Annotated in this window: 23 protein-coding genes; 8 read left to right on the forward strand and 15 right to left on the reverse strand. The window is 29.9% G+C overall.

Translation table 11 applies throughout. From position 1 onward, the window contains the following. Nucleotides 1–7 precede the first annotated feature (7 nt). Both BQ4446_RS01685 and BQ4446_RS01690 read right to left on the reverse strand, forming a co-directional pair. Nucleotides 8–478 (reverse strand): Lrp/AsnC family transcriptional regulator, encoded by a 471-nt coding sequence (locus BQ4446_RS01685; RefSeq protein WP_071026102.1) that lies wholly within the window; start codon nucleotides 476–478, stop codon nucleotides 8–10. A 360-nt stretch (nucleotides 479–838) separates the two neighbouring features. Then, the gene (locus BQ4446_RS01690) at nucleotides 839–1,072 is read right to left on the reverse strand and encodes a hypothetical protein (RefSeq protein ID WP_071026104.1); all 234 of its coding nucleotides are present in this window, start codon (nucleotides 1,070–1,072) and stop codon (nucleotides 839–841) included. 177 nt (nucleotides 1,073–1,249) lie between these two features. Between BQ4446_RS01690 and BQ4446_RS01695 the strand changes: the two genes are divergently transcribed. From BQ4446_RS01695 to BQ4446_RS01715, 5 genes are all read left to right on the forward strand, one after another. Beyond that, nucleotides 1,250–1,834: a GNAT family N-acetyltransferase gene (locus tag BQ4446_RS01695; RefSeq protein WP_071026106.1), complete on the forward strand. Its 585-nt coding sequence runs from the start codon at nucleotides 1,250–1,252 to the stop codon at nucleotides 1,832–1,834. Beyond that, a complete protein-coding gene (locus BQ4446_RS01700; protein WP_071026109.1) occupies nucleotides 1,824–2,816 on the forward strand; it encodes a DnaD domain protein in 993 nt (330 codons plus the stop codon). The genes BQ4446_RS01695 and BQ4446_RS01700 overlap by 11 nt, the downstream gene beginning before the upstream one ends. Next, nucleotides 2,816–3,772, forward strand: coding sequence for an ATP-binding protein (locus tag BQ4446_RS01705; protein WP_071026110.1), 957 nt, complete (start codon nucleotides 2,816–2,818; stop codon nucleotides 3,770–3,772). Before BQ4446_RS01700 ends, BQ4446_RS01705 begins: the two co-directional genes overlap by 1 nt. A gap of 11 nt (nucleotides 3,773–3,783) precedes the next feature. Beyond that, nucleotides 3,784–4,974, forward strand: coding sequence for a pyridoxal phosphate-dependent aminotransferase (locus tag BQ4446_RS01710; RefSeq protein WP_071026112.1), 1,191 nt, complete (start codon nucleotides 3,784–3,786; stop codon nucleotides 4,972–4,974). Between the two features lie 83 nt (nucleotides 4,975–5,057). After that, on the forward strand, nucleotides 5,058–5,249 hold the full coding sequence (locus BQ4446_RS01715) for a hypothetical protein (protein WP_245149639.1): 192 nt from the start codon (nucleotides 5,058–5,060) through the stop codon (nucleotides 5,247–5,249). A gap of 131 nt (nucleotides 5,250–5,380) precedes the next feature. On the opposite strand, the gene BQ4446_RS01720 is transcribed toward BQ4446_RS01715, so the two are convergent. Beyond that, nucleotides 5,381–6,256, reverse strand: coding sequence for a hypothetical protein (locus BQ4446_RS01720; protein ID WP_071026116.1), 876 nt, complete (start codon nucleotides 6,254–6,256; stop codon nucleotides 5,381–5,383). Between the two features lie 184 nt (nucleotides 6,257–6,440). On the opposite strand from BQ4446_RS01720, the gene BQ4446_RS01725 reads away from it, so the two are divergent. After that, nucleotides 6,441–7,805: an alanine/glycine:cation symporter family protein gene (locus BQ4446_RS01725; protein ID WP_071026118.1), complete on the forward strand. Its 1,365-nt coding sequence runs from the start codon at nucleotides 6,441–6,443 to the stop codon at nucleotides 7,803–7,805. Between the two features lie 515 nt (nucleotides 7,806–8,320). Here the strand turns inward: BQ4446_RS01725 and BQ4446_RS08205 are convergent. Then, on the reverse strand, nucleotides 8,321–8,611 hold the full coding sequence (locus BQ4446_RS08205) for a hypothetical protein (protein ID WP_135100573.1): 291 nt from the start codon (nucleotides 8,609–8,611) through the stop codon (nucleotides 8,321–8,323). 463 nt (nucleotides 8,612–9,074) lie between these two features. On the opposite strand from BQ4446_RS08205, the gene BQ4446_RS01740 reads away from it, so the two are divergent. Then, nucleotides 9,075–10,253 carry an ISL3 family transposase gene (locus BQ4446_RS01740; RefSeq protein WP_071026124.1) on the forward strand — a complete coding sequence of 393 codons (1,179 nt, stop codon included), beginning with the start codon at nucleotides 9,075–9,077 and terminating at the stop codon, nucleotides 10,251–10,253. 507 nt (nucleotides 10,254–10,760) lie between these two features. Here BQ4446_RS01740 and BQ4446_RS01745 read toward each other — a convergent pair. The 6 genes from BQ4446_RS01745 to BQ4446_RS01770 all read right to left on the reverse strand — a co-directional run bounded on the left by BQ4446_RS01745 (nucleotide 10,761) and on the right by BQ4446_RS01770 (nucleotide 15,086). After that, nucleotides 10,761–11,759 (reverse strand): 3D domain-containing protein, encoded by a 999-nt coding sequence (locus BQ4446_RS01745; protein WP_071026126.1) that lies wholly within the window; start codon nucleotides 11,757–11,759, stop codon nucleotides 10,761–10,763. 225 nt (nucleotides 11,760–11,984) lie between these two features. Further along, the gene (locus BQ4446_RS01750) at nucleotides 11,985–12,617 is read right to left on the reverse strand and encodes an NUDIX hydrolase (protein WP_071026128.1); all 633 of its coding nucleotides are present in this window, start codon (nucleotides 12,615–12,617) and stop codon (nucleotides 11,985–11,987) included. Then, nucleotides 12,610–13,653, reverse strand: coding sequence for a patatin-like phospholipase family protein (locus tag BQ4446_RS01755; RefSeq protein WP_071026130.1), 1,044 nt, complete (start codon nucleotides 13,651–13,653; stop codon nucleotides 12,610–12,612). The genes BQ4446_RS01750 and BQ4446_RS01755 overlap by 8 nt, the downstream gene beginning before the upstream one ends. Further along, on the reverse strand, nucleotides 13,653–14,066 hold the full coding sequence (gene mscL, locus BQ4446_RS01760; protein WP_071026132.1) for a large conductance mechanosensitive channel protein MscL: 414 nt from the start codon (nucleotides 14,064–14,066) through the stop codon (nucleotides 13,653–13,655). The genes BQ4446_RS01755 and mscL overlap by 1 nt, the downstream gene beginning before the upstream one ends. A gap of 10 nt (nucleotides 14,067–14,076) precedes the next feature. Continuing rightward, complete coding sequence (locus BQ4446_RS01765) at nucleotides 14,077–14,496, reverse strand: deoxycytidylate deaminase (RefSeq protein ID WP_071026133.1); 420 nt, start codon at nucleotides 14,494–14,496, stop codon at nucleotides 14,077–14,079. After that, nucleotides 14,493–15,086, reverse strand: a complete 594-nt coding sequence (locus tag BQ4446_RS01770) for a ribonuclease H1 domain-containing protein (RefSeq protein ID WP_071026135.1) — start codon at nucleotides 15,084–15,086, stop codon at nucleotides 14,493–14,495. Before BQ4446_RS01770 ends, BQ4446_RS01765 begins: the two co-directional genes overlap by 4 nt. Before the next feature lie 126 nt (nucleotides 15,087–15,212). On the opposite strand from BQ4446_RS01770, the gene BQ4446_RS01775 reads away from it, so the two are divergent. Beyond that, nucleotides 15,213–16,103: a fructose bisphosphate aldolase gene (locus BQ4446_RS01775; protein WP_071026137.1), complete on the forward strand. Its 891-nt coding sequence runs from the start codon at nucleotides 15,213–15,215 to the stop codon at nucleotides 16,101–16,103. Between the two features lie 42 nt (nucleotides 16,104–16,145). Here BQ4446_RS01775 and BQ4446_RS01780 read toward each other — a convergent pair whose 3' ends face one another. From BQ4446_RS01780 to gyrA, 5 genes are read right to left on the reverse strand one after another with little or no spacing between them, the layout of a single operon-like run. Continuing rightward, entirely contained in the window at nucleotides 16,146–16,775 is a 630-nt protein-coding gene (locus tag BQ4446_RS01780) for a transporter associated domain-containing protein (RefSeq protein WP_071026139.1), read from the reverse strand. Continuing rightward, a complete protein-coding gene (locus BQ4446_RS01785; protein WP_071026141.1) occupies nucleotides 16,775–17,560 on the reverse strand; it encodes a SigB/SigF/SigG family RNA polymerase sigma factor in 786 nt (261 codons plus the stop codon). The genes BQ4446_RS01780 and BQ4446_RS01785 overlap by 1 nt, the downstream gene beginning before the upstream one ends. A gap of 5 nt (nucleotides 17,561–17,565) precedes the next feature. Beyond that, nucleotides 17,566–17,913 carry an ATP-binding protein gene (locus tag BQ4446_RS01790; RefSeq protein WP_071026142.1) on the reverse strand — a complete coding sequence of 116 codons (348 nt, stop codon included), beginning with the start codon at nucleotides 17,911–17,913 and terminating at the stop codon, nucleotides 17,566–17,568. Further along, nucleotides 17,914–18,228, reverse strand: coding sequence for an STAS domain-containing protein (locus tag BQ4446_RS01795; protein WP_071026143.1), 315 nt, complete (start codon nucleotides 18,226–18,228; stop codon nucleotides 17,914–17,916). A 9-nt stretch (nucleotides 18,229–18,237) separates the two neighbouring features. After that, a complete protein-coding gene (gyrA, locus tag BQ4446_RS01800) occupies nucleotides 18,238–20,667 on the reverse strand; it encodes a DNA gyrase subunit A (RefSeq protein WP_071026145.1) in 2,430 nt (809 codons plus the stop codon). Between the last annotated feature and the right edge of the window lie 5 nt (nucleotides 20,668–20,672).

Consider the following 20,672-nt stretch of genomic DNA (forward strand, 5'->3'; position numbering starts at 1 on the left):
TTAAAAATCACTTTTCTTTTTTGTTATAAAAGATAGTGTTGTCAAATTCTTCAGTCTTTAAAATGAGGAGGGTCTTTGTATCCAAAACTCCATCAAGCTCAAGAACCATATCATAAAATCTTCTCAAATCGCTTGTGGCAACTGTTTTAATCCTAAGCATAATGCAGTGCTCGCCTGTAACTCTGAAGCATTCAAAAATTTTAAAGGATGGGTCTTTGATATCTTTGATTTCTTTTATGAGTTTGTCAAAATTAGATGTGTTAACCCTAGCAAGGACAAAAGTATCAACATTATAACCAATGGATTCCCAATCAATTATAACCTTGTAGCCCTTAATTAGTTTGGCTTCCTCCATCTTATAAATTCTCCTATGGATGGCGGGCCTTGTAAGATTTAGATGTTTAGAAATTTCCTCATGACTCATACGTCCATTTTCTGAAAGCAGTTCAAGAATTTTTAAATCAATATCATCCAACATAATTTTCTCCTTTACTACATTTAATTAAATTATAAACTATTTCAAAAAAAATTGCTATAATTTTTTTTATTAGTAATATTTTTATTATATTTCTGAAAATAAAGTAAAATTTATTTGTGTGGACCTAAGAAGCCGATTTATTGCTTTTTGTATAATTTAGTAAATTGATAAAGAGTCATTTTAAAGGAAAATATATTGCTTGTTTTGTATTGCTATTAGTTATTTTCCCAAGTTTTATTGCTGAAAATATCTGCTCTTATTTACTGTTGGCAAATATTATAGATACAAAACAATCTAATGTACAAAAAACCGACTTAAAAAAAGAAGTTTGTATTTCTTATTTTTAAAGTCGGTAAATTTTTATTTGTCACATTTTATTTTATAGAGTAAGTAACTGGCAAGTATAGAGGAAATATAAAAGAAATTATGAACAGCATCTATTCTTTCACCTAGCCTAATTGAATAAATGCCTAGGTCAATGTTGCCCGCTGTCATTCTAGAAGTGATTTCAAAACAAAAAGTCATTAAAACATCAGCTATAATTGGAGAAAATGCTATTAAAAGTAAATAAAAATACTTTATTGATTTTTTCATGATATACCTCCAAAAAAATTAATAAATTTATACATTAATGTACGTGTTTATTATAGCGCTTAGCTAAAAAAAACAAGATAAAACAATAGATTTTTTTACTTCAACAAATAATGAGTAATTGTAAAATGTAAATAGGATAAAAGAAAAAAATAGTATATAATATGGATAGGTGGTTATATGCTAAGGGGAAATATTATTTCTTTAAGACATTTAAATTTAAATGATGTATATTCATTTGTAAACTGGGCAAAACACCCCTCTGTCCTTTTATGGGACTATAATTTTTACGCAAAAACAGATAGAGAAATAATTGAATGGTACAAATGGAAGACAAGAAATCCTTCTTCTCATTATTTTGCAGTTTTAAAAGATAATGTGCCTATTGGTTATGTTTCTCTTAAATCAATTAATAATATTTTTAAGAGGGCAAGTATTGGCATTGTTTTAAATCCCTCTCTTGTAAATCATGGCTATGGAGAAGATGCCTTAAAGACAATTTTAAAATATTCTTTTAGGGATTTAAATTTAAATAGAGTACATCTTAAAGTTGCTTCCTATAACAAAAGAGCCCTCCACCTCTATAAAAAACTTGGCTTTACTATAATAAGAAAAAACCTTATGGCCTTTCCTAATGGAGATTTTGATGAGAAAAATATGGATTTTTTAAGGGAAAGGGATAATTTTAAAATTATTTTTGGCAAAACTTATTTTTATGCCTATAAAATGGAACTTAAGAAAGAGGATTTTCATTATGAATTATAAACTTGAAAAAAATAAATATGATTTTGACGAAACTCCCATTCCAAATATATTTTTTAATGATTTTATGCCTAATGCCAATGGGGATTTTGTGAAGGTCTATCTTTTGGCCTATAAAATTGCCCTGAAAGGCACAAATGAAGAAATAGATAATAAAATTCTTGCTGATATGTTGGATATGCTGGAGTCTGACATTGAAAGAGCATGGGAATACTGGGAAAAGCAGGGTATTATAAAAATCCTTGAAAATAAGGGAATTGAATTTTTAAATTTAAAGGAATTATATATTAGGGATGTCTATAATTTAAAGGATGAAAGTCAAAAGACTCCCTATTCGGAAGTTGTTGAAGATCCAAAAATTGCAAATTTACTCACTAAGGCTGAATTTTTTATGAGAGAGCCCATTGCTCCCCTTAAAAAAATGGACATTGCCTCTTGGGTGAGTGTCTATAATATGCCCCCTGATTTAATTGAAGAGGCCTTTTATTATGCATCTGAAGTTAAGGATATATATGACATAAAATATATTGAAGGAATTATTAGAAACTGGTCAAAAGACGGGATTAGAACCATGGAAGATGTGGAAAAATCCTATATTGAACATGATGAAAAATATTATAGATTTTCTAAGGTAAGGGCCTTTTTGGGCCTTGAAAGGAAAAAATTTAATTTAGTGGACTTTAATGTTGTCAGCTCATGGTTTGATGAAATGACTTTTGATATGGATATGGTTTTAGAGGCCTGCAAAAGAACTTCTGCCATTTCAAATCCCAATATAAAATATGTGGACAAGATTTTAAAATCTTGGAAGGAAAAAAATATAAGAAATAAGGAAGAAATTCCCGAAAAAGATAGGATAAAAAGCCCATCTCCCAAAACAAAATTTCACAATTTTAAGCAGATTACTGATAAATATAGTGAAGAGGATTTGGAAGATGTGGCAAAGAAAAAAAGAGAAGAATCATTTAGAAAGTTTGGTATTTAATGGAACTAGGTCAAGAAATATCTCTTCATTATGAAAATATAAGGCTTAAAAATATGGATCTTTTAAGCCAAAGAAAAAATGAAATATATAGGAAAATTCCGGACATTAAAAATTTAGATGCCTTTATAAGTGAACTTGCCTTAAAATCTTGTAGGGAAATTTTTGCAAAGCCTGACTCCTCTTTAGTTTTAGAGGCAACTCAGGAAATTTCAGAGCTTAAGGACCAAAAGAGAAAAATTTTAAAGGCCAAGGGTTATCCTGAAAATTATTTAGATATGCCCTATGACTGCCATATTTGTAAGGACACTGGATTTTTAGAAGATGGAAGCAAATGTTCCTGTCTTAAAAAACTAACTATTGATAAGCTCTATAAAAATTCTAATCTTAGTCATGTGCTTTTAAGGGAAAATTTTTCAACATTTAATATTAATCTTTTTTCAGATGAAATAAATGAAAGGGAAGGTCTCTCTCCAAGGGCAAATATTAAAAAAATTACGGACCTTTCTAAAAATTTTATTATTACTTTTAAGGAAGATAATGATTTTAATCTTTTATTTTATGGACCAACAGGTCAGGGCAAAACTTTTATGATCAACTGCATTGCCAAGGAGCTTATGGATAGAAATGTTTCTGTAATTTATCTAACGGCCTATGAAATGATTGAAGTTTTAGAAAATAAAAAATTTAAAAAGATTGAAAATTTGGAATACTCACTTTTATTTGACAGCGAACTTTTAATTGTCGATGATTTGGGTATTGAACTAATAACAACCTTTACAAATTCAGAAATTTTCAACATAATAAATACAAGACTCATAAGGGGTAAGAAAACAATTATTTCTACAAATTTATCACCTAAGGAGCTTTCAAAAACCTATACGGATAGAGTTTTTTCCAGGGTTTTTCAAAAATTTACGCCTCTTAAATTCTTCGGAGAAGATTTGAGATGGCAATGAGGAGGAAAATTATGAAAATATCAGACAGAGCGTCAAAAATTAAATTTTCTGCCATTAGAAAATTGACGCCTTACGCTCAAGAAGCAGTAAAAAATGGCAAAAAAGTTTATCACCTAAATATAGGTGCACCTGACATTGAAGTTCCAGAAACTTTTTTTGAAGCTATTGATAATTTTAAGGGTAGAGTTTTAAAATATCCTGCAGCTGCAGGCATTGAAGAACTTAGAAAAAACTGGGCAGCTTATTATAAGAGAAGAAATCTTAATTTTGAAGCTAATGAAATTTATATTACATCCGGTGCAAGTGAAGCCCTTCTTTTTGTACTTATGACTATTGCTGATGAAGGTGATGAAATAATTACAACAAATCCCTTCTATTCAAATTACAAGACTTATTTTGATCAATTAAATCTTACTATGAATGCCTTTGACACAAGCCCAAAAAATGGCTTTGCTCTTCCTTCAACTGAAGAAATTGAAAAAGTTATTTCTGAAAAGTCTGTTGCCTTTTTAATTTCTAATCCCACAAATCCAACGGGGGCTGTTTATTCAAGAGAAGAGCTTGAAAGATTAAAAGCCCTTGCCATTAAACATAATATGTATATTATTACAGATGAAGTTTATAGGGAATTTGTCTATGATGGTTTAGAATACACATCCTTTGCAGAAATCGAAGGTATTGAAGATAGACTTATTCTTTTAGATTCAATTTCAAAAAGATATGGAGCCTGCGGAGCAAGAATTGGTGCAATTGTAACAAAAAATCAAGATATCCTGACTTCCATTAATAAACTTGTAACAGGAAGGCTTGCAGCTCCAACCCTTGAACAAGTGGGCGCAGCAGCTTTATTTACAAGTGACGAATCCTATTTTAAAGAAGTTAATGATGAATATCTAAAAAGACGTAACACTATCTACGAAGAACTTAAAAAAATTGACGGAGTTGAAGTTTATAATCCAAAGGGAGCCTTTTATATTATGCCTACCCTTCCCGTTGATGACACAGAAGATTTTGCAAAATGGCTTTTAACAGATTTTGACCTTGACGGTGAAACTCTAATGATGGCACCAGCTGATGGATTTTTCTATAATTCTGATGAGGGAAAAAATAAGGTTAGACTTGCCTTTGTCTTAAATGTAGATGACCTTAAAAAATCAATGGCAATTTTAAGGGAAGGATTAAAGAAATATAAGGAAAGATGAATAGGGAAAAAGTAAAAAATTTATTCACAAAGCTTACCTTATTTCTTACTAGCTTTTTAGTGGTAATTATTTGGAGGGGAAGAATGTTTAAAAGTGCTGGTAAAGTCATCCCCGAAGGCCTTAAAAATCTTCAGCTGGGCCTAATTCTTTTAACCATGCTTGACCTTTTGATCCTAACTTATTTGGATAGGAAGAAAAACACCCTTTACCTTATAATATTTTATTTAATAATGGGACTTGTTTTCTATGCCTTTAAAAGGGCTGGAAGAATTTGAAAAAACCGGGTTAATGCCCGGTTTTTTAATTTATAAATATTTAATATTAAAAATTTGATTTAAATTCTTAATATTAAAATATTTTTAATATCTTATTTTGTCATCATTTAAAAATAAATTTAACATAATTTTTATTTCTTATTTATTTTTTCACGTCTTCTTTTTTTTCTAAGATTAATAATATTTCTATTTTTTATTAAGTCCCTTCCCATTAATGCCATGTCTAAAAAGTTTACAAAAATTATAATCCTAATGGAAAATAAATTTGGAATTGCAACCCTTAATAGCATGGCAAAGACAACTATAGTTAGAAGATCAATAATAAAGGCCACATAAAAGACATTTGAAACCTGAGAATCTTCTGAAATTTTAAGGCAGTCCCTTAAAATATTTAGAAAAAATAGTGATAGAATTATATAATAAGTTGTCTTTTGAATGTTTGAAGTCTTCATATATAGCTGGAGGAGAAAAAACATAGAACCATAAGCAATAATTTTTAAAAGATTATAGGGCGACTGTTTCAATGCCTTTGATTCAAATAAGTCATCAACAGTCCATGGCTCCATAAGTGTTCTTAAAATTTTTGTGGTCTTAACCTTTTCAGCTACCCATGAGGGAAAGATAGAAAATAAAATAATAGTTACCACAAAAGTCTTTATAAGTTCAAAAATATTTCCCTTAGAAAGTTTGGAAAAATAGTTGAAGAAAAATAAGGTCATAGCTATAAGGGCAGAAATACCCAATAAATATACAAGTGAATGAAAAATTTCATAATTTTTTCCACTTAAAAAGAAATTTCCCTTACTATTATATTTAAGGCCAATTTCATAGGGATTGCCCAATTTATTTAATTCAGTTTTAATATCCTTGTCATCATAATCCTCAGACAAATTTTCTTCTAAAATTTTCAAAACTTCATCTTTGGCATTTTCTTTTTTATCGTAGGGAATATAACGGCATAAATAATATATATATCTATTTATAAGATCATTGTCTAATAATTTCATTTAATCACCTTTTCGTATCCTATATATATTATAAGGGATAAAAGGCCTCTTGCAATATGATAAAATGAAAATTTTTAAAAGAATTTTTAAAGACCTTAAAAATATAAATATCTTCTTCAGCTAAACTATTGAAATGATTTTAAATATTAGTTACAATAGAATACAAAATCTAAGGAGGGAAGAAATGGATTTTTTAAACGAACTTATAGTAAAAATAAATGGATTTTTATCTGACATTATTTTAATTGTTTCCCTCTTGGGATGTGGAAGTTTTTTTACCATAAAAACCAAGGGGGTTCAATTTAGGGAACTAGGAAATGCCTTTAGGCTGACTTTTAAGGATGTCTTTAAGAAAAATGAAAAGGGCATATCTTCTTTTTCAGCTCTTGCTGTTGCCATTGCTGCTCAGGTTGGAACGGGAAATGTGGCAGGAGTTGCAACTGCAATTATTGCAGGAGGCCCTGGAGCAATTTTTTGGATGTGGCTTGCAGCAATTTTAGGTATGTCTACAATTTTTGCTGAAGCTATTCTTGCCCAAAGCTATAGGGAAATTGACGAAAAGGGTCACTATTATGGCGGCCCTTCCTTTTATTTAAAAAATGGCCTTGGAAAAAAATATCCAAAACTTGGAAGGACACTTGCCGGAATTTTTTCTGTTCTTATAATTATTGCCCTTGGCTTTATAGGAAATATGGTTCAGTCAAATTCTATTGCAACTGCCATTGAATCTTCTTTTAATATTTCAACCTATATTTCAGGAATTATTATTGCTCTTATTGGTGCTTTTATTTTTATTGGAGGTATTAAGAGGATTGCAAAATTTGCCCAATTAATTGTTCCCTTTATGGCAATTATATATATTGGTCTTTCCCTTATTATTATTTTCAAATTTAGGGAAAATATTTTTCCAACAATAAAACTTATTTTTGAATCAGCTTTCAATCCTAAGGCTGCTCTTGGTGGTGGTCTTGGTATTACTTTAAAGGCTGCTATTTCAAAGGGTGTTGGCAGAGGACTTTTTTCTAATGAAGCCGGCATGGGTTCTACACCTCATGCTCACGCAACAGCTCATGTTGCCCATCCTGCCATTCAAGGCTTTTCAGCAATGGTTGGTGTTTTCTTTGACACAATTATTGTCTGCACTGCCACAAGCCTAATTATTTTAGTAACAGGAGCTGAATCTTCAGGTCTTAATGGTGCTTTAGTTACGCAATTTGCTTTTACAAAAGCCTTTGGTCACTATGGTGGAGCACTACTAACAATTTGCCTAACATTTTTTGCCTTTTCAACAATTATCGGCTGGTATTATTTTGGAGAAACAAATGTAATTTATCTTTTTGGCAAGGAAAAATTAAACATATATAGATTTCTTGTTATGGCCTTTATAATAATTGGCTCTAGCCAATCCATTGATCTTGTCTGGAATTTAGCAGATTTTTTCAATTCTCTAATGGTTGTACCAAATATTATTGGTCTAATAATGCTAAATAAAATTGTTTTAGCTTCCTATGATGACTATAAAAATAATTTTGTCCTAAAGGCAAGATAGTAATTTAATAAAAAAACAGTCTAAAGACTTGTTTTTAGCCATCTATATGTAAAAAAAGTAGGTGTGATTTTTATTTTTCACACCTACTTTTTCATCAGTCTAAGTTTCTTTTATAAGAACCTATTTTTCCATACTTTCCCAATTCTTATCTTTATAAATATTATATAAGTCATCTATGATAGATGTTACTGATACAGACATAAAAAAATATGAAATATTAAATAGCCCTCTACTTCTTTCATTAGATATTATCTCAAAAAAATGAATTTTAAATCCGATTGTAATTAATATAAACATAGATACAAAATATAAAGTTAAAGATAAACTTGTGTGAGTTTTGTAGTAATCTTTAAAATATATTTTATGCCCAAAAAAGATTATATAAAAAATTATAAAATATTTAGGACTTGAATTAAGATATTTTACAGTTATATAATCCATGCAAATTAAATAAATAATCGAAAAGACGCTCAAGTATGCATCAGATACATAAATATTTTTTTTATTCTTTTTCATTAATACCAAAAATCTCCAGACCTAGTTACTCCACTATGGGAAATTTCAAATCCGTTTCCAATATCTACAACCTTTTCTTCTCCAGTTAGCCTATCATGCCTAATTCTTTTGCAAGTTGACTTCGTTATATAATAATCTCCAGCTGAATTATATCCATTATAAAAAAGCATTACAAATCCAACAAAAGCACTAAATGTTGCACCATAAACTCCTAAAACGGTTGTTGCATATAGCTTTATGGCATCCTCATAAATTTTCTCATTTCTCGCTTCATCTTCACTTATAGTCATTATATAATTCCTTTCATTATCATGACTTATAGTATAATAATATCGATTATCCCTTAATAAAACATTATTGTTAATATTTAATGGTAAGGGATCAATATTTCTACTTGAGTATGCAAAGGTATTCATAAGGGATAACAACAAACTTAATACTAATATAAAACTAACTCTTTTTAAACTATCTCTTTTTTCATAATAACTCCTCCTAAAAATTTTATAAATATTCAAACAGATATTTTTTAATTTCCCAATGGAATCATCTCCTATTTTATATAATTGCAATTAAATTATAGGCATCTCTTTAAAAAATAGCAAGTATTTTGTGATTATATATTTAAAAATAGGCTCTATAATATCTGTTGGGGAGTAAATCTCTAACAGATATTATTATGAAAAAAATTTGCACTTATACGCATTTAATCCTAAACTTAAAATAACAACAAACAAAGCTAGGAGGTGCATATAAGTGCAAAATAATAATAACATTAATTTGTTAGGTTTTAAAGATGTAGTTTTTGATAGCTTTGACGAGGATAATGACTTTGTTTATGTTCATGCGTCTGTTAAAAAGATGAATGCTTGTCCTCACTGTGGTTCTAAAAAGATTTGGGTTCATGATCATAGAATTCAAAAGATTAAGGATACTCACATTCGTGGAAAGAAATGTCTTATTCATTTAAAGAAAACAAGGTATGATTGCAAGTCTTGTGGCTGTCGTTTTGAAAGAGAACTTAATTTTATTGCTAAGGGTCATACTATGACTAATAGACTTGTTTTTGCTATTGTTGCTGAGTTTGATGAGCTCTACTCTATCTCATCTATTGCTAAAAGGTATAATGTTTCTACTAACACTGTTTTTAGAATTTTAAATTGTTTAAGTGTTTCGAGAGATAAGCTTTCTGAAGTCCTTTGTATAGATGAATTTAAAGGGGATAGTGGAAATATTAAGTACCAAACATCACTTCTAAATGGAGCTAAACACTCTATCATTAATATTTTACCTACTAGAGATATGAATTTTTTGTTCAGCTACTTTAAAAAAGTTCCTAACAAGGAGAGACAAGCTGTTAAGTTTTTTGTAAGTGATATGTCTAATACCTTTAAGTCTGTTAAGAATAGGTTCTTTAAGAAGTCTATCCATATTGTTGACAGGTATCATTTCATTAGGCAAGTTTCATGGGCTTTGGAGAATGTTAGAAAGAGGATTCAAAAAGATATTTCTTCTAAGCTTAGAAAATATTTTAAGAGAAGTAGGAGTCTACTTACAAAGCCTGCTTCTAAGCTAACAACTGATCAAGCTGAAGATGTTTCTCTAATGCTTAATATTAGTGAAGATTTAAAATTGGCATATAGGTTAAAGGAACTGTTTTACCAATATGTTCTTACTCAACCCAGTAGAGTTAGAGCAGCTAAATCTTTAAGAGAATGGATAAAAAGAGCCGAAGAATCTAATTTAAGTGAATTTAAATCTTGTATAACTGCTTTTAATAACTGGTTTGATGAAATATGTAATTCTTTTGATTATCCTTGGTCTAATGGTCCTCTTGAAGGCACACATACTAAGATAAAGACTTTAAAGAGAAATTGCTTTGGTATGAAAAATTTTAATTTATTTAGAAAAAGAATTATGTTTGCTTGTAAGTAGTGACAAAAAACAGGAAAAATTTCGCAAAACCCCTAGGGGTTTTATTTGCTATGTTTATTTTTAGTAGTTTTTTATTTATTTCCCCTTAGGATTATTATTTGCCTCTATATATTCATTTTTACATAAAAGAAGAGACCCGATATTATCAAGCCTCCCCAATATTTGACATAGAGCCTAAAAATATCAGTAAAGAATGACAAGCCGCAATGGATAGTCCCTCTTTTTTAAATTTTCACGCAATCTAAAAATACATAAATATATATCACATAAATATTTTTATTAAATTTAGATTTTTTAAAATACTAATTAATGATTTTATAAAAATAGGTCCATTTTTGCTAATCGGATCATGTTGGTTTATATAAATCCACGAAATTCTTTTGCTATCATTTGTTCTTGACCTATTTTTAGCTATCTATATGTAAAAAAAGTAGGTATGATTTTTATTTTTCACACCTACTTTATCATCAGTCTGAAAGCAGCCTAATAATCTGCTTTTCTTTATAATTATTTGTCTAATACATAAACTTTAACAGTTCTTCTGCCAAAATTATTTGAAGTTTCAGAACTTGTAAAGAATAAATCAATTCTATTTCCCTTAATTGCTCCACCTGTATCTTCTGCAACTGCATAGCCATATGAAGGCCATGAATCTGTGCTTTCAATATATAGTTTTGAGCCTAGGGGAATGACATTTGGATCTACTGCAACGGCTCCAACCCTAACTTGGGTTCCTAGGGCTGTTACATTTCCTGCACTATAATCATAGGCTGTTGCTTCCATTGTTATGCATCTTCCAGATATGTCGCCTTTGGGGCTTTCCTTAACTTCTTTAGTTCCTACTTCTACAATTTCATTAACGGGTTCTTTAATAATACTTGATTCTATTACTTCTCTTGACTCAAGCTCATCGTTGACATAAGTTTCTTTAATCTTATCTTCTCTTAAGCCATTTTCTCCTTTTGTAATTATATTTTCATTACCTCTTTCAAGATCAGAATTTTCTTTAATTGTCTTTTTAAAGACAATTTCACTTTCTTCAGATAGGTTTTCTTCTCTTACTCTTTGAATGGTAATTTCCATATTTACAGCCTTATCTGTTGCAGTATCAAGGCTTGGATTTACCCTATCCAGCTTACCAACTTTTATGCCTAAATTACTTAAAACCTCGGCAACTGATGCTCCATTAGAAAGCTTGGTGTAAGATTTTTTTCCATCTAAAATTTTATAAGTCTTAACTTCGGCAATTTTAATTTCCATGCCGTCATAAACTTCATCTTTTTTATCTGTGCTTAATTCTTCGTTGTCTTTAAGTTTTATATTTTCTTCTTTTAAGACCTCTTCTACAGTTCTTGAATAAGTAAAGATTTCTGTAGCCTCTCCATTTCTAATCAATATAATATTTTTACCAAGGATAGTTGAGAAACCCATTGTAAGTAGTGATATAAGAAACATAGCTACTGTAAGGATTTTAAAATAGCTGTTCCTTTTTTTATTTTTCTTCAACTTAAAACCTCCTAAATAGTAATTGTTACTATTTTGTAATCTTTTACTTTTATAAGTATAAATTATGGAGGCCAACTTGTCAAATTTTTTGTAACTCTTTTGTAACCTTTGTCATAATGGGCTTTTCACTCCTTATTTCATTTAATGAAAAAAGAAAAGCAAAGGTTTAATCGCTAAAATTAGACATTTGCTTTCCAATATTACAGTTTTGTTACAAATAAATTTTTAATTTTTTTCCTGTAAATTCTTTACGAAATTATAGGTCATTTTGGCTGTAAGTCCCCAAACTATATTCTTTCCATAGGTATAGAAATAAACTTCTTCATCTGCCCTTTGCCATTTATAATTTTTGCCGCCCATAATTAATTCATAAGGAAAATTATCATCTCTTAATAAATTTACCTTCATTGTATAACGGCTAGGCTTTTCTTTCATAAAAAATGAAAGGGGAATTGTAAAAATTGATTCAACTTCCCCTGGATAGGGAGAAATTTTTTCAAAATCAAGATCAAGAAGACCTATGTGGGAATAAATTATTGCCCTATAGGGATTTACTAAGTAGTTGCCTTTTCCTAGGATTTTTATCTTATTCCGATCAATTAAAAGTTCCTCACAGCTTTCTCTAATGGCAGCTTCCCTTGGGCTTTCACCTTTTTCAATTTTTCCTCCAGGAAAGGAAACTTCGCCTGGCTGATTTCTTAAAGTCATGGCTCTATTTTCAAAAAGCAGGTGGGGAGATCCATTAATATTTATAAGGGGAATAAGAAGAGAAAAATAATTTTTAATGTCTATGGGAAGAGATTTTTTACCTTTTAATTTATTTTCTATTGCTCTTATTTCTTCCTTAAAATTACTCATTTAAAATTTCTCCTACTAATTCTTCCACATCATAAATCCTAAGTTCTTCAATTCTCTTTTTCTTTGCTTCTCTTTCTAAAAGTTTATATAAAATGTCCCTATAGTCATAAAAATCTTTTAAGTTAAATTCATCTGCCAAATCAGGTATTAGTTTTTCCACAACATATTTCATTATAAGGCTATTATTTTTCTTTGCCTCATTTTTCAAAAGTTGGTAAATATATTTTAGGGAGTCCTCTTCAGGGATTTGTCTAATATAATAGTCATCACCTTTAAGACCTTCAATTTCCTTATAAGCATCAAAATAGCCAAGGCGAATAATTTTGTAACTTTTGTCAGGATCAAAATCCATAAGTCCGCCTAAAGATTTTTTGGGACTTATTATATATTTTGCATCCTTTAGATTATCTCTTGAAGGTGTGTTTCTAAGTCTTATAACAATTGGAGTCAGATTTTTTCCTGTTACCATATCAATTGGAGCTTGGGATGCAAAACCCCCATCTAAGTAATATTTTCCATCAAGGGGATACATTTTAAAAATTGGCAGATAACAAGATGCAATAATGTAGTTTTTTAATTTGCCCTCTTCAATATCCTCTGCAAATAATTTTTCAATTTTAAAATCACTTAAATTTACTGTGCATAGGCCATAGGAAACTTCACTATTTCTTATCTTATCTTCATCGACAAGACTTTCAACAACATCAAATAAAGGTTTTGGAGATATACCAATGTCAGTAATTTTTCTACCAACTTCCTTTACTTTGTTCTTTATAATTTCAATAAAGTCCTCTTCTTTGAATTTTTTATTTGAAATGGCAATATTTTTATTAAAAAATTCAAGATCAAGTGATCTCCAAGCCTTTAAGCACTTGTAAGCATCTCCTCCAGCAAAAAGGGCTGCATTTAAGGCACCAATACTTGTGCCCACTATTGCATCAAATTTAAAACCCATTTCTACTAGGGCAAGATAGGCTCCCACTTCGTAAGAACCTCTGGCTCCTCCGCCTTCTAAAACTAAACCGTATTTTGGCATTATTTATCTACAATTTCTGAAGTACAGTGAGGGCATCTAGTTGCCTTTACAGGAATTTGACTAAAACAGTAGGGGCAAGTTTTTTCTGTAACTTCAGGAATTTCTTCCTTTTTAAATTTATTTTGAACTTTTGCAATTTGTTTAATAAAAATAAATATTACAAGTGCAATAATTAAAAAGTCCATTAGGTTTTGTAAAAAGACTCCATAGGTAACTTCTGCAGTTCCAACTGTTATGCTTAGGCTTTCAAAACTAACTCCGCCAATTAAAATTCCTATTAGGGGCATAAGTATATTATCTACTAGAGAGGCAATAATTTTTCCAAAAGCACCTCCAATAATTACACCAACTGCCATGTCAATTACATTTCCTCTTGCTATAAAATCTTTAAACTCATTTAAAAATTTTTTCATTTTTTTCCTCCTAAATTTTTTTTAGGATTATATTATTTTTCTCTAAAAGCTCTAAGCAATAATCATCAACTCTATAGGCCTCATGATAATAAATAGAAGTTATTCCTGCCTGAATAAGGGCCTTAGTACAGTTAAGACAGGGGAAATGAGTTACATAACATTTTGCTCCCTTAACGGCAATCCCTTCTTTGGCACAATATAAAAGAGCGTTAATTTCTGCATGAATTGTGGCAATGCAGTGGCCATCACGCATTCTATGGCCCACATCAATGCAGTGAGGATTTCCGGATGCCGTGCCATTATAACCTGTTGAAACAATTCTATTGTCCTTATTTACAAGTACACAGCCCACAAAAGCCCTGTCACAAGTTGATCTTTCAGCAACGAGCTGTGTAATTTCCATAAAATATTCATTCCACGATTTTCTCATTTTGCCTCCTTAGCTAGTTTATCAACTAATTCATTATATTTAACGCCGCTGTGTGACTTCACCTTAATAAAAACCACCTCAAGCTTATCCTTAATTTTTTTATAATAGTCCCTATAAGAAATTGTCGCCTTTTTATTTGCAGTCCAATTTTCCAAGGGCCATGCGGCTATTCCTTCATAGTCATAATAAAGATAGAGCTTTTTTTTTCCTTTTTCTAAAGCAAAGTCCATAGCTTTTATTGCTCCCCTAATTTCACCAAGGACATTTCTCATTGATGAATCTTCCTTATAAAATCTTTTAGAAAAAGAATAATCTTCCCTCTTATTAAAAATATATACCCCATAAGAAAAAGACTTATCATTATTTCTATAAGATCCGTCAACATAGGCAATAAATTCATCCTCATTAATTTTTAAGTCCTTATTTTCATTTATAAGCCTACTTTCATTATTTACAAAATTTTCAGCATCCTCTAAATTTGAAAACTTTTTGTAGACAGAACCCTTAAAACCTATTACTTCTTTTTTGCATTCGTCCCAAGTTTTGTAGATGCCAGGATTTTTTCCAATTTTTACTGCATAATAAAACAAGATAACCTCCAAATATTTATAGTTAATTTTATTATATTCATCTTTCAAATTTTTATTTTACCATATTTTATTAATTTGTTTTATAGACTCCTTTATTATATAATTTACTTAATAATGGAGGGATTTATGAATACTAAACAGTTAGAAAGAATGAAAAATGACAAGGGTTTTGTAGCTGCCCTTGACCAAAGCGGCGGTTCTACTCCTAAGGCTCTAAAAAATTATGGCATTGGAGAAGACGCATATTCAAATGAAGAAGAAATGTTTAAACTTGTGCACGAAATGAGAAAGAGAATTATCACAAATAGTGCCTTTACAAGTGAAAAAATTTTAGCAGCAATTTTATTTAAGGTTACTATGAATTCAAAAGTTGATGATAAATATACTGGAGATTATCTTTGGGAAGAAAAGGGAATTGTCCCATTTTTAAAAGTTGACGAAGGTCTTGATGAAGAAAAAGATGGAGTTCAGCTAATGAAGCCCTTTAAACATTTAGATGAACTTTTAGAAAATGCCAGAGAAAGAAATATTTTTGGCACAAAAATGAGATCCCTTATAAGGGAAAATAATCCTGAAGCAATTAAAAAAATTGTTAGACAGCAATTTGAATATGCTGATAAAATAGGATCTAAGGGATTTGTTCCAATAATTGAACCTGAAATTGATATCCATTCCAAGGACAAGGCAGAAATTGAAAAAGTTTTAAAGAAATATTTACTTGAAGAACTTGAAGCCTTTAAATTTGATTATCCTTTAATGTTTAAATTAAGTCTTCCAGAAGAAGCTAATTTTTATCATGACCTTTATAATTATAAAAATACTATAAGAGTTGTTGCCCTTTCAGGCGGCTATTCAAGAAAAGATGCAAATGCAAAATTAGCAAAAAATAAAGACCTTATCGCTTCCTATTCAAGAGCCTTAACAGAAGGATTAAATGCTAGTCAAAGTGATGAAGAATTTACTAAGACCTTAGATTTTTCTATTGAAGAAAATTACAAGGCTTCTATTGAAGGATAAATTTTTAAAAAAAGAAAGCTACGATTTTTTTCGTAGCTTTTTTTATGCTTTTTCTATAGAAACACTTTCTATTAAACCATTATTCGCCTTTAATACTGTATAGATATAGGAATCGTCACTGACAACTTGGTTTACTTCAACGGGAAGATGATCTCTTTCTAAAAGAGAATATACATATCCTCCCAAGGTATGAAAATCCTTATAGTTAATATTAAAGTTATATTTTTTATTTATCTTTTCTATTTCTGTAGAAGCAAAAAATTCGTCTTTTTTGCCATTTAATGGACTTTCAAGTTCTATATCCATTAAATATTTTCTTACAAAGAATAAAATTGAAATTGCAATTGTTGCCACTAAAAGATCTATCATATTATCAGAATAGACCATCATTTTTCTTGTTATTACAAGTAAAATTAAGTGGACAATATTAGTGTCCCTATGAGCTGTCATTAAGACTAAAAATTCAACTGCAATTACAAGAATGAGAATGTGAGATAGGACTTTTTGAAATAGGATGTAGGATCTCATTTCATTTGAAACTAAAATTTCCCAAAAATACTTAAAAATATCGGGAATGGCAATTATTACCCCAATAATTAAAAGGATTGATATAACTATTTCAAAAATTTTTACAATTTTGTATAAAAAGCTTACATATTTATTATAGTTCATTATACCTCCATTGACTTTTCTATTTCTTTCCTCATTTTTTCTAAAACTTTCTTTTCAATTCTCGAAACTGTCATTTGTGATATATTTAATTTTTTTGCTATAACAACTTGAGTCTTTTTATTAAAATATCTATCTATTAAAATTGTCTTTTCTACTTCGTTTAAATCTTCCATGGACTTTGTTATAAAGTCCTTAAGTTCAATTTTTTCAAAATATTCTTCCTCTTCTCCAATTAAATCTGCAAAGGATATTTCCTTATCATCATTAGAATCGTAAACAAGATCAAGGGATTGAGGAGAATAAACTTTTGAAGCCTCCATAGATTCTATAATCTCTTCTTGGCTTGCATTTAAGTAATTTGCAATTTCTTCAATAGTTGGAGTTCTTTGATAGGTTTGGGAGAGCTTTGTTTTTGCAAGCATTATTTTTTTAGATAGCTCCTGAATTCTTCTGGGAACTCTAATAGTCCAGCCCTTGTCCCTAAAATATTTTTTTATTTCTCCAATAATTGTTGGCGTTGCAAAGGATGAAAATTCAAAACCTTTTGTGGGATCATATCTGTCAACGGCATAGATAAGACCAATTGAAGCGATTTGAAAGATGTCGTCGTAATCTATGCCCCTATTTGTATATTTTTTAGAAAGAATTTCTGCTATATAGAGGTATTCTTCAATTAAAATATTTCTAAGATCAGGATCCCTATTTTCATAATATTCATTAAATAATTCTTTTCTCTCTTCTTTTGTAAGTTTTCTATTTAAATTACGATATTGTTGTATATTCATAAGCATCACAAATTTTTAACTATATGGATGCTCATTTCATTAAAATGAGTTTCATCTACAAGACACTTAATTATAGTAAGGGAAAGTCTTAGGTCATCAAAATTTTCTAAAAGATCTGAATCAATATTTGAAATCTTAATATCAATTTTGTCAGAATCTATAGAAAAATTAATGTTTATTTCCGGAGACAGGCAAAGTCCTAAACATATATTAAGACATTCCGTTACTGCTATTTTCATATCCTCTATTTCTTCAATGTCCAGCATTAGGGTATTTAATATTGAGCCTACAACAAGCCTTACTGATGAAAAATATTTGGCATTATTTGGTATGTTATAAATTATTCTTTCCATTTAATCCACCATAATTTCAAAAATCTCATCAAGTTTTGTTATTTTAAAAAGCTTTAGGATTTGTTTGCTTAAATTTTTTATGGATATTTTTTTATTGTCTTCATTAACAATTTTTAAAAGATAAATTAAAGAACCAAGACCAGTGGAATCCATATATTCCAAATTTTTGCAATCTAAAATAATATTCAATTTATTTTCTTCATAGGCACTTTTTACTTCTTCTTTAAATTTTGGTGTGGAATAGACATCTAATTCTCCAAAAAGACTTAAAATTAATGAGTCTTCTTCTACTTTAGAATCAACTTTAAAATCCATTTTCCCTCCTTAATCGCCAATATATTTTGTTATGGCTACTATCTTTGAATCCTTAACATTCATAAGTTTAACACCTTGAGTATTTCTTCCATTTACAGAAATATCTTCAATCAATAATCTTATAATTATTCCTGAATCAGCTATAAGCATTAGATCATCAGACTTATTTACTATGCGTCCAGCTGTTACAAAACCTGTTTTATTAGTTACTTTATAAGTTATAAGTCCCTTGCCACCACGGCTTTGAGATCTATATTCTTCAAGTTCTGTCAATTTGCCATAACCATTTTCAGAAACTGTTAGTAAATATTTACCTTCATTTGTAAGATCTGATGAAACTATTATATCATCTTTTGAAAGACTTATGGTCTTTACTCCCATAGCATTTCTGCCTGATGGTCTTATTGAATCAATAGGAAATCTTATAGCCTTACCATTTTTCGTTACAAGCATAATTTCCTCATCACCCTTAACAATGTGAACTGAAATTAATTGGTCCTTATCTCTTAGGCTTATGCCTATAAGTCCGTTTTTTCTAATATTTTTAAATTCTTTATTAGACGTTTTCTTAATTAGTCCCTTTTCCGTAATCATTAAAAGATAAAGTTCAGGATCATATTCTCTTGAATTAATTACTGATGTTACAAATTCTCCCTTAGAAAGATTTAAAAGATTTACAAGAGCCATGCCCTTTGAACTTCTACTTGCTTCTGGAATTTCAAAGGCCCTTAAGATATAAACTTTTCCAAGATTTGTAAAGAATAATAGCCTATCGTGAGTTGAAGTTACAAAAAGGTCATTTACAAAGTCATCTTCCTTTTGAGAAAGAGCAGTAATTCCCTTGCCTCCACGTTTTTGAGGCTTATAAGTTCCTTCAGGCATCCTCTTTATATAGCCCATATTTGTAAGAGTTATAACAACATCTTCTTCCTTAATAACGTCTTCAAGTTCAATATCTGATGCGTCAGCTGAAATAACAGTTTTTCTTAAATCTCCATACTTATCTTTTATTTCTAAAAGTTCAGTTTTTATTAAATCCATTAAAACTGAATTATTTTCAAGAATATTTTTATATCTCTTAATGTCTTCAATTAACTTGTCATATTCACTTTGAAGTTTTTCTCTTTCAAGTCCTGTTAATCTTCTTAGTCTCATATCAAGAATTGCTTGAGACTGTTCATCTGTTAAGCCAAATTCCTTTAATAATTTTTCCTTAACTTCGCTATCATCTTTTGACCCTCTAATTATTTTTATAACCTTGTCAATATTATCAAGGGCAATGAAAAGTCCTTCAATAATATGAGCTCTTTTTTCAGCTTTGTTTAGATCATATTGAGTTCTTCTTGTGATTACTTCAACTTGGTGGTCCACATAATATCTTATAAGCTGTTTTAAATTTAAAACTTTAGGCTCACCATTAACAAGGGCAAGATTAATTATGCCAAAAGTTACTTCCATTTGAGTTTCCTTGTATAATTTATTTAAAATAACCTGAGCATTAGCATCTCTTTTTAAATCTATTATTATTCTTATGCCTCTTTTTGTTGAAGAGTCTGTTATTTTTGTTATACCTTCAATGGTTTTTTCTTTGGTTAGTTCTGCTATTTTCATAACTAAGGCTGATTTATTTACTTGATAGGGAAGTTCTGTAATAATAATTCTATCCCTATTCTTTTTTGATTCTTCAATTTCACAGACAGCCCTAATTTTTATTTTTCCCCTGCCTGTCCTGTAGGCCTTATCAATTCCTTCCCTGCCCATAATTTGAGCTCCTGTCGGAAAATCAGGCCCCTTTATTATTTCTTCAAGTTCCTTTATAGTTACTTCATCATTGTCAATATATTTTACAACACCATCAATAATTTCATTCATATTGTGAGGTGGCATATTCGTTGCCATACCTACTGCAATACCTGATGATCCATTTACTAAAAGATTTGGAAATCTTGCAGGCAAAACAACAGGCTCTGTTTGGTCATTATCAAAATTTGGTACAAAATCAACTGTATCCTTATTAATATCCCTTAGCATTTCTTCAGCCATTTTTGTCATTTTAACTTCTGTGTAACGCATGGCTGCAGCACCATCTCCGTCAATATTACCAAAGTTTCCTTGGCCATCAACTAGTGGATAACGCATATTAAAATTTTGAGCAAGTCTAACTGTTGCATCATAAATTGAAGAGTCACCATGGGGGTGATACTTACCCATTACATCCCCAACAAGTCTTGCTGATTTTTTATAGGAGCCATTTGAAGCAAGGCCAAGTTCGCTCATACCATATAAAATTCTTCTGTGAACTGGTTTTAAACCGTCACGAACATCTGGAAGGGCCCTTGCAACAATTACAGACATTGAATAGTCAAGGTAAGATGACCTCATTTTTTTATTTATATCTACATCAAATATTCCATTTTCAAATTTTTTTGTGTCAGTCATACTTC

Origin of the sequence: Peptoniphilus raoultii (assembly GCF_900099555.1) — a bacterium.
Classification (GTDB): Bacteria; Bacillota; Clostridia; order Tissierellales; family Peptoniphilaceae; genus Peptoniphilus_A; species Peptoniphilus_A raoultii.